General features: G+C 36.3%; 12 protein-coding genes. 2 read left to right on the forward strand and 10 right to left on the reverse strand.

What is annotated here, in order from left to right:
- Positions 1-119: 119 nt before the first annotated feature.
- The 6 genes from NG809_RS06650 to NG809_RS06675 all read right to left on the reverse strand — a co-directional run bounded on the left by NG809_RS06650 (position 120) and on the right by NG809_RS06675 (position 6,373).
- On the reverse strand, positions 120-659 hold the full coding sequence (locus tag NG809_RS06650) for a hypothetical protein (protein WP_262149177.1): 540 nt from the start codon (positions 657-659) through the stop codon (positions 120-122).
- A gap of 560 nt (positions 660-1,219) precedes the next feature.
- Positions 1,220-2,656, reverse strand: a complete 1,437-nt coding sequence (locus NG809_RS06655) for a DUF6794 domain-containing protein (protein WP_262149179.1) — start codon at positions 2,654-2,656, stop codon at positions 1,220-1,222.
- Positions 2,657-2,741: 85 nt separating this feature from the next.
- Entirely contained in the window at positions 2,742-4,367 is a 1,626-nt protein-coding gene (groL, locus tag NG809_RS06660) for a chaperonin GroEL (RefSeq protein ID WP_262149180.1), read from the reverse strand.
- 73 nt (positions 4,368-4,440) lie between these two features.
- Positions 4,441-4,797, reverse strand: coding sequence for a four helix bundle protein (locus NG809_RS06665; RefSeq protein WP_262149182.1), 357 nt, complete (start codon positions 4,795-4,797; stop codon positions 4,441-4,443).
- Positions 4,798-4,844: 47 nt separating this feature from the next.
- Entirely contained in the window at positions 4,845-5,123 is a 279-nt protein-coding gene (locus tag NG809_RS06670) for a co-chaperone GroES (RefSeq protein ID WP_056034561.1), read from the reverse strand.
- Between the two features lie 194 nt (positions 5,124-5,317).
- A complete protein-coding gene (locus tag NG809_RS06675; RefSeq protein WP_262149184.1) occupies positions 5,318-6,373 on the reverse strand; it encodes an NAD(P)-dependent alcohol dehydrogenase in 1,056 nt (351 codons plus the stop codon).
- A 135-nt stretch (positions 6,374-6,508) separates the two neighbouring features.
- Between NG809_RS06675 and NG809_RS06680 the strand changes: the two genes are divergently transcribed.
- Positions 6,509-7,837 (forward strand): carboxylesterase family protein, encoded by a 1,329-nt coding sequence (locus NG809_RS06680; RefSeq protein ID WP_262149185.1) that lies wholly within the window; start codon positions 6,509-6,511, stop codon positions 7,835-7,837.
- A gap of 98 nt (positions 7,838-7,935) precedes the next feature.
- On the opposite strand, the gene NG809_RS06685 is transcribed toward NG809_RS06680, so the two are convergent.
- The 4 genes from NG809_RS06685 to lpxK form a co-directional block, all read right to left on the reverse strand.
- Positions 7,936-9,414: an alpha-amylase gene (locus NG809_RS06685; RefSeq protein ID WP_262149186.1), complete on the reverse strand. Its 1,479-nt coding sequence runs from the start codon at positions 9,412-9,414 to the stop codon at positions 7,936-7,938.
- Positions 9,415-9,728: 314 nt separating this feature from the next.
- The gene (dinB, locus tag NG809_RS06690; protein ID WP_262149187.1) at positions 9,729-10,826 is read right to left on the reverse strand and encodes a DNA polymerase IV; all 1,098 of its coding nucleotides are present in this window, start codon (positions 10,824-10,826) and stop codon (positions 9,729-9,731) included.
- A gap of 207 nt (positions 10,827-11,033) precedes the next feature.
- Positions 11,034-11,549 carry a TlpA family protein disulfide reductase gene (locus tag NG809_RS06695; RefSeq protein WP_262149188.1) on the reverse strand — a complete coding sequence of 172 codons (516 nt, stop codon included), beginning with the start codon at positions 11,547-11,549 and terminating at the stop codon, positions 11,034-11,036.
- Positions 11,550-11,684: 135 nt separating this feature from the next.
- Entirely contained in the window at positions 11,685-12,710 is a 1,026-nt protein-coding gene (gene lpxK / locus NG809_RS06700; protein ID WP_262149189.1) for a tetraacyldisaccharide 4'-kinase, read from the reverse strand.
- Between the two features lie 191 nt (positions 12,711-12,901).
- On the opposite strand from lpxK, the gene truA reads away from it, so the two are divergent.
- The gene (gene truA / locus NG809_RS06705; protein WP_262149190.1) at positions 12,902-13,636 is read left to right on the forward strand and encodes a tRNA pseudouridine(38-40) synthase TruA; all 735 of its coding nucleotides are present in this window, start codon (positions 12,902-12,904) and stop codon (positions 13,634-13,636) included.
- Positions 13,637-13,723 lie beyond the last annotated feature (87 nt).

The following is a 13,723-nucleotide window of genomic DNA, read 5'->3' on the forward strand; positions in this document are numbered from 1 at the left end:
AGGAGGAATGATTTTGTTTTCAAGGGTGTGGAGGTTTGGATTTATTGATTTTCTGTGTGGAGAAATATGGATTAAATATAGGGAAAAGTCATGGATTGGGAATATAGCACATCAAGCCCTCAATACCCATTAATTGTATTAAAGTTCACATAATATTTTTTGAATTTGAATGTATCTTGATCTATTACTATGGTTTTGGTATCAACTATCTGACATTCTCTTGTATATTGATATATTTTTCTATTATAAAAAGATGTTAATTTAAAAGTATTGCCATTAAGTATATAGGAGTCAGCATTTTTGTATTCTTCAATTAAATCTGATTTTTTCCAACCCAAACGGCCAAATAACACGTCAAAAACCCAACTGTCCTCGTTGCTTGAGCCAGGTATTTGATACATTTCCGCCCCAATTACCCTATTTATAGCTTTACCCTCACTGCTAAACATATAAGTTGATAATCTTGCTGGGTATAATTCAGGAATATCTACTTTTCGAGGATTTAAAGAATCTATTTCTGATATTCTTTTGTAAGAATAATAATATCCATCAAATCTTAAGAGTGACTGAGATTTTTCGTCCTGTGATAGAGGTTTGTATGACATTACAGAGCAACTGATGATAAGCATTAACGAAAAAATATAAACTAAAAATTTCATATAGTAAACTTTAAATAATGTGAAATCAGCTAGCGCAGATTTTTAATCCGTACATAAAATCACGGAAATTAAAAGGAGTAATAATTTTGCTTTCAATAGTGTTGAGGTTCGGGTTAATTGATTTTCTGGGTTGAAAAATATGTTTTAAAAATAGGGAAAAGTGGCGGATTGGAAATCTGGAACAGCTGTGTGTGACATAATTTTTTCTAAACATAACGATTTCAAATGAAAGCGTCAAAAACGACACTTTATTACTCGATATCCAATATTAAAGACTCTTCAGCGAGTATAAAAGACTAAAAAAACAGTGTAAAGAGTCAATTTTCTATATTAAAGACTCAAAGGCGAGTAAAAAAGAATCAAAAAGTAGTATTAAAGACTGGATTTGGAGTGTTGAATAATCAATTTCCAATGTTGAAGACTCGACGATTAGTATTTAAATACATTTCGCTGGCGCAAGCGTCTCGCTTGTGACCGCACTATGACAAACTAGTAGGTACGAGCGAGACGCTCGCACCAGCGGAGGGGTGGGATGCTTGTACAAGCGGAAGTGTTGGCTTTTACTTTATAGAATTTTGTTTTTCCCATTCACTCGCTACATTTTTATTGCCATTCAACCATTTAATATAATTACTAATTATTGTTCCGGACATAAACTCATTTTGTCCTCTTTTAGTTCCAATATTTCTTTCATTAAAATACTTTAGTAATCTTGACCCTCCATTTATTCCCCAATTATTTCTTATCCACATTCCTAATCCTCCCATGTGTCCGTTAAAATCGCTAAACTGCGATGGGTTTTTCAATTCTGATTTACTTTCGTGATTTAAAATTTTATCTAATTCAGACATACATTCTTGCATATTTTTGGGAATGTAAATACCTTCGATTGTTGAGAGAGTTAATCTTTTTTTAAATTCTACTTCTCTTTTAAGTTTTTGTTCTTGAGTAACTTTTTCTGCTAATTTATCATCAACATTTCGATACCCTCCAAAAAAATATTTAAAATAAAACTTGTCTACTTCTTTTGGTAGAAAGTCGGATTTGAATTTTGTCTTTCGAATATAATTTAGGATTTTTTCTTTATCTAAATTTTCATCCATTTTATAATTTTCAATTTCAAAACTACCATCTTGTTTTAAATAACCAGACAGTTCTATTCTGTAAAGATGGTATTTATGGAATTCTTGGCTGTCAACAGATACAAATTTTAAATTGTGTATTTTTTCTATTGTTTTTGATAAGATTTCGCCGTTTATAATGTTTTCGAAATTATTGATATACTTATTTGGTGTTTGAAAGCTGGTAGTAAAACTACTCGGTCTTTTTCGAGTCATTTTTAACTTATCATAAACTTTATTAAAGTCTTCATGATTTGGATTTAAGGTTAAATTATTAAGATCATAAATGCTAACTTTTTTCCTTGAATCGATTACATAGATAGAATCATTTTTATTGAATATGAAATTGTCTAATAAGTAAGCATCACTGTCACTAATGTTGGATTTTAAAGTGATAATATTATTATTACTTTTTTTATAGTCAATAAGTTCTGCTACAGGAAAAAATAGACCACATTTTTCGTTTTTAGAATTACAACTTGTAAACTCTTCAAAGCTGTATTTTCTATGCAGTTTTCCATTTTTATAAATCATCACAGATTTTTCATTATCCTTATCATCATAATATTTAGATGAGGAAAAATAAGCGACTTTTTTTCCATCATTACTTATAAACAAGTAAAAATTTCTGGAAGCATCTTCCAAATCAAAAGACCTTGGTATTGTATAAAGTAAACTATCTTTATCTAAAGAGATGTCAAATACTTCTGAAAAGCCTCTTTCAGTAGGAAACTCATTATCAAATGAATGTGATACGATTTTGTATTGTTGATTTGCGGAAAAAGTTTTAGAATTCGTAAAAGCACTTGAAGAATATTGCCCTTTCACAAAGAATGTAAATAAAAGGATAATTATAAGACCATAAATAAATTTCATCAGTATTTGTTTTTTTGTAAAAATAAAAAAAACCGCTCAGAAAAATCTGAACGGTTGTAAAAAATATTGTCTCGGCGACACGCTACTACATCATTCCTGGCATTCCACCTCCCATTGGCATAGCTGGTTCTGCGCTCTTAATTTCAGTGATAACACATTCTGTTGTCAATAACATTCCTGAAACTGAAGCTGCGTTTTCAAGGGCAACTCTTGTTACTTTCGTAGGGTCGATGATTCCTGCTTCAAGCATGTTTACATACTCGTCAGTTTTAGCGTTGTATCCGAAGTCTCCGCTGCCTTCAGCAACTTTAGCTACGATTACAGAACCTTCACCTCCTGCGTTGGCAACGATTTGTCTCAATGGCTCTTCGATTGCTCTTTTTACGATTTTAATACCTGTAGTTTCGTCAGCATTGATGCCTGTAAGGTTTGCCAAAGCTTCAATAGCTCTTACCAAAGCGACACCACCACCTGCAACGATACCTTCTTCAACAGCTGCTCTCGTAGCGTTTAATGCATCGTCAACTCTGTCTTTTTTCTCTTTCATTTCAACTTCAGAAGCTGCACCTACGTAAAGCACGGCAACACCACCAGCTAATTTAGCCAGTCTCTCCTGTAGTTTTTCTCTGTCGTAGTCAGAAGTAGTCGTTTCCATCTGAGCTTTGATCTGGTTTACTCTGCCTTTGATCTTGCTTTCTTCACCACCACCATTTACAACTGTTGTATTGTCTTTGTCGATCGTTACTTTTTCAGCAGTTCCCAACATATCAATGGTAATGTTTTCCATTGTGAAACCTTGCTCTTCAGAAATTACCTGTCCGCCAGTTAAGATAGCGATATCTTCCAACATTGCTTTTCTTCTGTCACCAAATCCTGGAGCTTTTACAGCAGCAATTTTAAGAGAACCTCTTAATTTGTTAACTACCAAAGTTGCCAAAGCTTCACCTTCCACTTCTTCAGAGATGATCAATAAAGATTTTCCACCCTGTGCGATAGGCTCAAGAACCGGAAGTAATTCTTTCATTGAAGAGATTTTTTTCTCTACTAAAAGGATGTACGGGTTTTCCAATTCAGCTAACATTTTCTCAGGATTCGTCACGAAGTAAGGCGACTGGTATCCTCTGTCAAACTGCATACCTTCTACAACGTCAACTGTTGTATCGATACCTTTAGCTTCTTCTACGGTGATTACACCTTCTTTACCAACTTTTCCGAAAGCTTCAGCGATTAATGAACCGATCGTTTCGTCATTGTTTGCAGAAACTGAAGCAACCTGCTTCACCATTTCTGTAGAATCACCTACTTCTTTAGATTGCTCTTTAAGGTTGGCAACAACGGCTGTTACCGCTTTGTCGATTCCTCTTTTTAAGTCCATTGGGTTTGCACCTGCAGCTACGTTTTTAAGACCTTCTCTTACGATAGCCTGAGCCAAAACAGTAGCGGTAGTAGTACCGTCTCCTGCGATATCATTGGTTTTGGAAGCAACTTCTTTTACCATTTGCGCTCCCATGTTTTCTACTCTGTCTTCAAGTTCGATTTCTTTTGCTACAGAAACACCATCTTTAGTAACGTGAGGTGCACCGAAAGATTTTTCGATTACCACGTTTCTACCTTTTGGTCCTAAAGTTACTTTTACTGCATTAGCCAATGCATCAACTCCTCTTTTCAGAGCGTCTCTTGACTCGATATCGAATTTTATTTCTTTTGCCATGTTATTTTGCTTTTGGCGAATTGCTTTTGGCCTTTGGCTTTAGCGATTCGCTGTATTAATTTATAATTTGATTTTAATTTCCGTTGAGCCTGTTCCAAAGGGCGACAAGCTTCTTTTTTAGTATTGTTAATTCTTCCGAAAGGTTTTGGAAATCTTCTTCTGAAAGGTACTCCAAATCTTTAGAGAGTATTAATTGGTTTTCGGCTTCGTTAGATGATCCTAATGCGATGTTAATGAAATTTGCAAATTCCTTATCTGAATTCCTGCCACTTCCTTCAGAAATGTTGTATCCTATGGAAGCAAAAGATTTTCTGATTTGAGAAGTTACACCAAAAATTTCTTCTTTAGGAAAGCTTTGGCTTGACTTATAAACTTTTAAAGTTAATTTGTGGCTCAGTTGCCAAACTTCAAATTTTTTAAAATCTCTCATTTTCTATTTTCAACGCTGGAAAGCCATCTGCCATAAGCCAATAGCAATTAGCCAATTACTCCTAATAAATCAGACTCCTTAGCGATAATGAAATCTTTTCCGTCTAATTTTAATTCTGAACCTGAATATTTTCCATAAAGAACTTTGTCTCCTACTTTTACAGTGGTAGGCTCGTCTACTTTACCAGGACCTACTGCTACTACTGTACCTTCCTGAGGTTTTTCTTTTGCAGTGTCTGGGATGATAATACCTGAAGCTGTTTTGGTTTCTGCAGCGATAGGCTCGATAAGCACTCTGTCTGCTAGGGGTTTAAAGTTTACTGACATAATATATTTGATTTTTTTAATTATTTCTGTGTTGAAATTGTCTAATTGTATGCCAAGGGAACGAAGCTGGAGATTTGGCAGACTTTTAAATTTTTATGTGAAATTTTGTCAGTCTTTTTTTATTTTAAATCAGTAAACAAAATCGGCGGAGCCCAGAGACACCGCCGAAATACTTATAATTAAATTTAAATTTCTTAAGACAGAGACTGCATATCAATCACAAAACGGTATCTCACGTCGCTTTTCAGCATTCTTTCATATGCTTCGTTGATGTCCTGCATTTTGATCATTTCAATTTCAGAAACAATGTTATGTTCGCCACAGAAATCAAGCATTTCCTGAGTTTCAGCGATTCCACCGATTACAGAACCGGCAACAGACCTTCTTCCCATAATCATTGGCGGTGTGAATAATGCCTCATCCATTTTACCGATAAATCCTACCAAAACCAAGGTTCCGTTTATATTTAAAGTATTTACATAAGGATTGACATCATGGTCGTAAGGAACGGTATCGATAATTAAATCAAATTTTCTCTGAACAGTCGCCATTTGATCTTCGTCAGTTGATATAATAACGTTGTCTGCACCTAAATTTTTAGCATCTTCAGTTTTTCCAGGAGTTCTTGAAAACAGAGTAACCTCAGCGCCCAAACCTTTAGCCAGTTTGATTGCCATATGACCCAAACCACCTAAACCAATTACAGCAACTTTAGAATCTTTACCAACATTCCAGTGTCTTAAAGGTGACCAGGTCGTGATACCAGCACAGAGAAGCGGTGCAACGGCAGCCAGATCAAGATTGGCAGGAACTTTTAATACGTGACCAGCATCTACAACCACTTTCTGAGAATATCCTCCGAAAGTATGACCTCCCAAATGAGTGTCTTTTCCGTTATATGTTCCGGTAAATCCGTTTTCGCAATATTGCTCAAGATCGTGCTTGCAGCTGTCGCAATGTCCGCAGGAATCTACGATACATCCTACTCCGGCAAGATCACCTACCTTAAATTTAGATACATCAGAACCCACTTTTGTGATTTTTCCTACGATTTCGTGACCTGGAACTGACGGATATTTTGTTCCGCCCCAGTCGTTTCTTGCAGTATGCAAATCGGAGTGACAAACCCCGCAGTAAAGAATTTCAATTTCCACATCGTTGGCGGTAATTTCTCTTCTTTCGATATTCATTTCTTTAAGGTCAGCTTCTTTGGATTCTGCTCCAAAAGCTTTTACAGAAAATGTGCTCATAATTTATTGATAATATTAATGTAATCTTTTGTCTTACAAATTTCCGACCTTTTTTCGAAAACCACTTACCATTTCTACAGATTTATTTACCTGAATTACTGTTTTATTTCTTAATTTTCGGTTTTGAACTGGAAGATGAGTACAAATCAGCAACTACACAATCATACTTATGAAACTTCATTCGGAAAAATTTTAGCTTTTAAGGAAAATGGTGTCATTAAAGCTAAAAGCATTCGCTATGCTCAATCTGAAAGGTTTAAAAAACCAATACCATTAGATTTCGCAGAAGATTTCGTTACAGATAAAACTCCGGTTTGTCCGCAGAAAATCAGTCCGCTTTTAGAAAGATTAATTGGTAAAACAGATTTGGAAAAATTTCTACCGGAAGAATCAACTCAATTCTTAACGATCACCAGACCTGAAAATTTAGTTGAAGAAAAACTTCCCGTTATCGTTTGGATTCATGGTGGTTCTTACGAAATTGGCTGTGGAGATTTGCCCACTTCCGATCCTTCAGTTTGGGTAAAAGAACAGAATATCATTGTCGTTTCAGTTTCATACCGTTTAGGATTGTTTGGATTTTTGGGAGGCAATGACGAAAGACCAGCAAACCTAGGATTATTTGACATTATCGAAGCTTTAAAATGGATTAAAAAATACATTTCCGATTTTGGAGGAAACCCTGACAACATCACACTTTTCGGTCAATCATCAGGTGGCGATGCCATTGCACATCTTTTGATTTCAGAAGGTGTGAATAATTTATTTAAAAGGGTAATTATTCAAAGTGCACCGTTAGGCTTCAGGTTGAAACGGGAAAAAATGTATACCGAACTTTTTAGTCAGACCGATTTTCTTAAAACTGAAACTGATGTTATGAAAATGGTTGATTCTTACCAGAATTTTCTTCCATCCAGTTTTAAATATGGTTTGAAAGCAGCCATGCCTTTCTGTCTTAAATACGGTCATGCTCCACTTCCAGAAGAAAAATTTAGTCTTGATATATGGAAACAAAATGCTCCAAAAATTGATGTTCTGATTGGTTTTAATGAAGATGAAACTTCCTTTTATGTAAAAACCGCTCAAGAAGGCCTCTACACTTATCTTCCGGAAAAAATTCTGGACAGAATCGTCAAAACAACTACAAAATCAATCTACGGAAAACCAGCTGAAATTTTCGCTAAAAATTATGCTTCCGGTGGAGGAAATATTCATTTATATAAAATTAAATCGACTTTAAAAAACCACTTTATCGGAGCGTCGCACTGTTTTGATCTTCCCTTAATCTTCGCTAATGAAGAGGCATGGAAAGAAGCCGGACTTTTAAAAGATGTTCCATGGGATTATATTTTTGAGCAAGGAAAAAAGCTGCGAGCCGTCTGGGCAGAATTTGCCCGAAACGGAAAAATTTCAGATCCGAAAGACAGACCTGAAATTTTAGATATTAAAAAAGTTAAAAATTAGATCGTTTTTACCAAAATTTCGTTGCTTCGCACCTTACCTTTTAGCTATGTAAATTTCTACCAACATTTCGCGACTTCGTCGCTGCTTATTGTAAAATACTATTTTTCTACAAGCCAGACACTCACATTGCCAGCCGGAACAGGGAAATTTCCCCAACCGTTTTCGTCAATCACAATTTTATCTTCAGATCTTCCCAAAACATCATAAAATGTTTTTCCGATGTATCTTTCGCCCATTTCCATAGGTTTCTCGTAAGCATCTTTGTTGCTTAAAACTACAGCGCAACCGTCGTGCTCATCATTTCCTTCACGCACCCAGCCGAGGCAGTTGGCATCTTCAAAATAATCTCTCTGCTCACCGTGAGCGTGATTTTTTCTCGCTTTTAAAAGCTCTTCAATACCGTCGACTTTATTGAGGAAAATTTCATACTCGTTGCCGTCATTGCCATTGTCTTTATAGCTTGCTCCAAATAAATCGGGATAAAAAACGCAAGGATAACCATCAACACGCAATAAAATGAGTGCATAGGCCAAAGGTTTAAACCACTCTTCCACCGGTGCCTCCAAATCCTGAAGCGGCTGCGTATCGTGATTATCAACCAGACTCACAGAATGTAAAGGATCGGCCTGTGTAAGCGTCTGCTCAAAAATCTGTCTTAAATCGTAGGAATCTCCCTCCTGCGAAGCTGTGTGAAAATTGTTGTGAAGCGAACTGTCAAAAAGACTCATGCAGCCTTCCGTAGCATCAATATATTTCTGTAAAAGATTGAGTTGTCCCGGAGCCCAGTATTCTCCAACGGCAAAAATGTTTTTTCCTGAATTGGAACGTAACATCGTCAGCCACTCTTTATAAAAATCAAAGGAAATATGCTTTAAAGCATCCAGCCTTACGCCATCAAAATCAGTCTGTTCGAAGTACCAGTTTGCCCATTTATTAAGCTCTTCACGTACATGAGGATTTCTATGCTCCACGTCATTGTACATCAGGTAATCGTAGTTCCCCTTTTCATCGTCGATCATTTCTTCCCAGTCGTCGCCGTATTCAGATTTGATTTTGTAGATGTGAGATTCTTTTCCTTCCGCATAGTCTACACCACTGAAGCAGGTGAAATTCCATTCGAAATCGGAGTATATTTTTCCGCGGCCTGGAAAGGTGAATTTGGTGTAAGATTCTATTTCAATTTCGCGGGAAATTACTTTATCACGGTTATTTTCATCGACTTTTACTACTTTAAATTTTTCCAGTTCATCACCGCCGGCTTTATGGCCTAAAACGATGTCAACAATCACCTGAATATTTTTTTCTTTTAAAGCTTTAATGGCTTTAATGTAGTCTTCTTTGGTTCCGTATTTTGTGGGAATGGAATTTTTCTGGTCAAATTCTCCCAGATCGAAAAGATCGTAGGCATCGTAACCAACGGAATTTCCACCGTTTGTGCTTTTGTAAGCCGGAGGAAACCACACGGCACTGATTCCTAATTCTGAAAGATATTCTGCGTTTTTATTGGCTTCGTTCCACAGTTTTCCGTTGCCTTCGGAATACCAATGGAAGTATTGTATCATTGTTGGGTTTGTCATCTAAAGTTGATTTTGATCAATAAATAGTTTGTTAATTATGGTTTTAAAAATCTTTGTTCTTTGGCCTTGAAGCAAAAGAACCAAAAATTGCCTCCATAAAGCCGGCGAATTTTATTTCAAGACTGGATCTCTCAGCTAAAATCATTAAAAACTTCCTAAAATTTCCAAAACTCGGGCGGAAAGACAAGTTTTATCTTTTAGAGAAAATATTTGCCGCCACTCAAACAGTGGAAATTTTTAACGGAATTTTTTATTGGTTTCTTAACGCTTCGATCTCCTGAGTCAATAAGATTTTCCAACACTTCGAAAAAGAACTAATTTATTCCATCTTGAAATTCCTCAAATGGGATTTTAAGCTGTACAGAAACCTGCTTTTTTTCTTCGGTGTTGAGTTGTGACACAGACAATCCCAATAATCGTACCGCTTTATCATAAGGACGCAGTTCCCAAAGCTTTTTTCCGGTGTTGAAATATTCTTCAACTGATGAATAATATTCTTCTTTTGTGAAACTTCTTGTAAATAATGAGAAATCTTTATACTTGATTTTTAAAGTAAGCGATCTTCCCATGATGTTGTTTTTCTGAAGTCTGCTGTGTAATTCTTCACTCAGACTCTGCAGTTTTTCGTCGATTTGCTGCTGATCAAAAAGGTCTTCAAAAAATGTACGCTCTACCGCCACACTTTTCTGAATCCGGTGAGGCTTCACTTCAGAATTGTGAATTCCCCGCACGACATCGTAATAGTATTTTCCAGACTTACCGAAAAGTCTCGTTAAATCTTCTACCGTTCTTTTCTTTAAATCTATTCCTTTATAGATCGCCAGACTGTACATTTTGTTGGCGGTCACTTTTCCGACGCCGTAGAATTTTTCAACAGGCAGATCTTCCAGAAATTTTTCAACTTTATCGGGATGAATGGTCTTTTGTCCGTTGGGTTTATTGATATCTGAAGCGACTTTGGCTAAAAATTTATTGATAGAAATTCCTGCAGAAGCCGTAAGACCTGTCTGCTCAAAAATTTTCTGACGGATTTCCTTTGCAATCTGATTGGCAGATTCTATTTCTTTTTTGTTTTCAGTAACGTCGAGGTAGGCTTCATCCAGAGAAAGTGGCTCTACCAAATCGGTATATTCATAAAATATCTCACGGATTTTTTTTGAAATTTCCTTGTAACGTGCAAATCTTGGGGGAACAAATATCAAATGTGGACATTTTTCTTTCGCAGTTTTACTGGGCATTGCTGAACGCACGCCATATTTTCTGGCCTCATAACTCGCCGCGGAAACAACACCACGATGACCGCCTCCCACAGCAACCGGCTGACCTCTGAGTGCAGGATTATCATGTTGCTCCACGGAAGCATAGAATGCATCCATATCGACATGAATAATTTTGCGGTTGGAAAAGCTCATCAGTACAAAATTACTGACAATTTTTTGAATTCTGATTTCATTTTCTGACAGCGAATTGCACGCGCCCCGACCTGAGTGGAGCTCTTTTTGTAAGCGAAGGGCTAAGCAAGGCACAAAAAAGCGGGAACGGAGGGCGGAAATTGGCGCCCAAAAAAAATATCCCGATTGTTATAACCGAGATATTTTGTTTAAGATAGTAAACGGATTTTATTTTGAAAGCCTATCAATCGTTTTCTGAATTTCCGGATCTTCGGGAGAAATCGCATAATATTTTGCAATGGCTGACTTCTGATCAATCACTATATATCTCGGAATCCAGTTTAGTTCGATGTAATTATTGAAATCATTTTTCCAGCCTGTAGAAAACCAGTAGTTTTCTTTATCTTTCATCGCATGTTTTTCAAGACTTTTATCAAATCCTTCTTTTGATCTTTCGAGTGAGAAGAAAACAAAATCAATATCGGGATTGCTTTCTTCAAGCTCTTTTGCCTTTGGCATTGCTTTCAGACAGTCTCTGCACCAGCCAGCCCAGAAATCAATCACCAAAATTTTGCCTTTATGCTGATTTAAAATTTCCTGAACGGTAATTGTTTTACCATTTTCATCCTCCAGTTTCTGTTGTAAAGCTTCCCTGGAAAATTTTGTTTTAGAAACGTCCGGCGCTTTTTGTGAGCAACCCAACGTGAAAATACTCAACATCATAAAAGTCAGTAACTGCTTCATATTTATTTTTTTTACAAATCTAAACATTGAAAAGTAATTTATATAATGATACAGTGTGATTTAACATAATTTGAAAGATTGAGAAACTCTATTTTGAACAAAACAAAATCCGCAACAGCTGCTGCGGATTACGGTTTATTTTTTATTCACGAAATTCATAATCTCCTGATTGAATTCTTCCTTTTTATCGATAACCACATTGATTGGCCAGTAATAAACCAAATCTCTCAGATAATCGAAAGTTTTAAGGCGGACGAAATCTTTTTCTGTTGTTAAAATTAATTTGTACTCGCCCAGTTTTTTATATTCTGCGACAATGTTTTTGATGTCAGCATCCGTAAAATTATGATGGTCTCTGAATTTCAAATGCTTTACACGCTGTGAAAATTTAGCCAAATGATTCAGCAATGGTTTCGGATTGGCAATTCCTGTAATCAGAAGAATATCGTAATAATTCAGATTGTTATCAGGTAGCATTTTTTCTCTTCCGTACACGTTTTCATCATAACCGATGGAGGAGAAAAACACTTTTTGTCCACGCTCAGGCCGTATTCTGGAAATGTAATACTGCTTGGTTTCATCCGTCAGTTCATCCGGACATTTGCTTACCATAATGATGTCTGCACGTTTCACTCCGGCGCGTGATTCTCTCAAATCTCCGGCAGGAAGCAGATAATCTTTAAAATAAGGATCATTAAAATCGGTCATCAGAATATTTAATCCCGCTTTTATCGCTCTGTGCTGAAACGCATCATCGAGAATTAAAACATCCAGATCCATATCTTCAATCACTTTTTTTGCTCCGGGAACACGTTCTTCAGAAACTGCAATGACGAATCTGTTTTTAAATCTTTCAAAAAGCTGCATCGCCTCATCGCCAACCGTTTTGTAGTTGCTTTCGTAGTTTGTAATGCCATAACCTTTGGTCAGTCTTCCGTAACCTCTGGACAAAACGCCGGTTCGGTATTGCTTGGAAAGTCTTTTCGCCAGATACATGACCATCGGCGATTTTCCGCTTCCGCCCACAGAAAGATTACCGACGTTGATCACCGGTGTGCGGAATTTCGTAGATTTAAAAATCCCCAGATCATAGAGTGTATTACGCAAACCCGTTACAGCCTTATAACCCAGAGAAAAAGGATAGAGATACCATCTTTTCATACGTTGGCAAAAATAAGAATTTTAAAACCTATAAAAGGATGTTTTTAATCAGTTTTCAAAATAATCTATAAATTTTTATCATCAAATTAAAGTATTTTTGCAGGATGTTTTAGGAGGAAGGTAAATGCAGATTATTTAGAATAAATGATTCTTAATTTGAATTTATTTCAAAATTAAATTTAAAAATTGCTTTGAGATATTTTATTGAATTTTCATACAACGGAAAAAATTATTTTGGTTACCAGATTCAGCCAAAAGATATTTCTGTGCAGGAAGAACTGGAAAAAGCACTCTCCACGATTTTGAGGGAAGAAATTAAAACTACGGGAGCCGGCCGCACCGATACCGGAGTTCACGCAAAAAAAATGTTTGCCCATTTTGAAACCGGGCAGATTTTAAGTGACCAGCTTTCTCACAAACTCAACAGTTTTCTTCCAGCAGATATTTCAATTAAAAGAATTTTTAAAGTTAAAGATGATTTCCATGCCCGTTTTGATGCGACTTTCAGAACTTATGAATATTATATTTCTTTGGAAAAAAATCCTTTCACACAAAATTCTGCGTGGCAACTTTGGAGAAGAAATATTGATGTCGATAAAATGAATGAAGCCTGCAAAATCCTTTTTGAATACGAAGATTTTACCAGTTTTGCCAAACTCCACACCGACAACAAAACCAATCTCTGCAAAATCTACAAAGCGGAATGGGAACAGAACGGAACGGAACTGAAATTTACTGTTTCCGCCAACCGTTTTCTCAGAAATATGGTGAGAGCCATTGTAGGAACGATGATTGAAGTGGGTGCCGGAAAAATACAGCCTGAAGATGTACGGAAAGTCATCGAAAACAAAAACCGAAATTCTGCCGGAACTTCTGCACCTGCGCACGGACTGTATCTGGTGGATGTGGGGTATGAGTTTGAGTGATGGAGTGGTTTAGTGGTTTAGTGGTTTAGTGGTTTAGAAATTTACTGGATTTCTAAATATTATGGTGAGGTTTTTTTTAAAATTTGC

Origin of the sequence: Chryseobacterium foetidum (genome assembly GCF_025457425.1) — a bacterium.
Lineage (GTDB): Bacteria > Bacteroidota > Bacteroidia > Flavobacteriales > Weeksellaceae > Chryseobacterium > Chryseobacterium foetidum.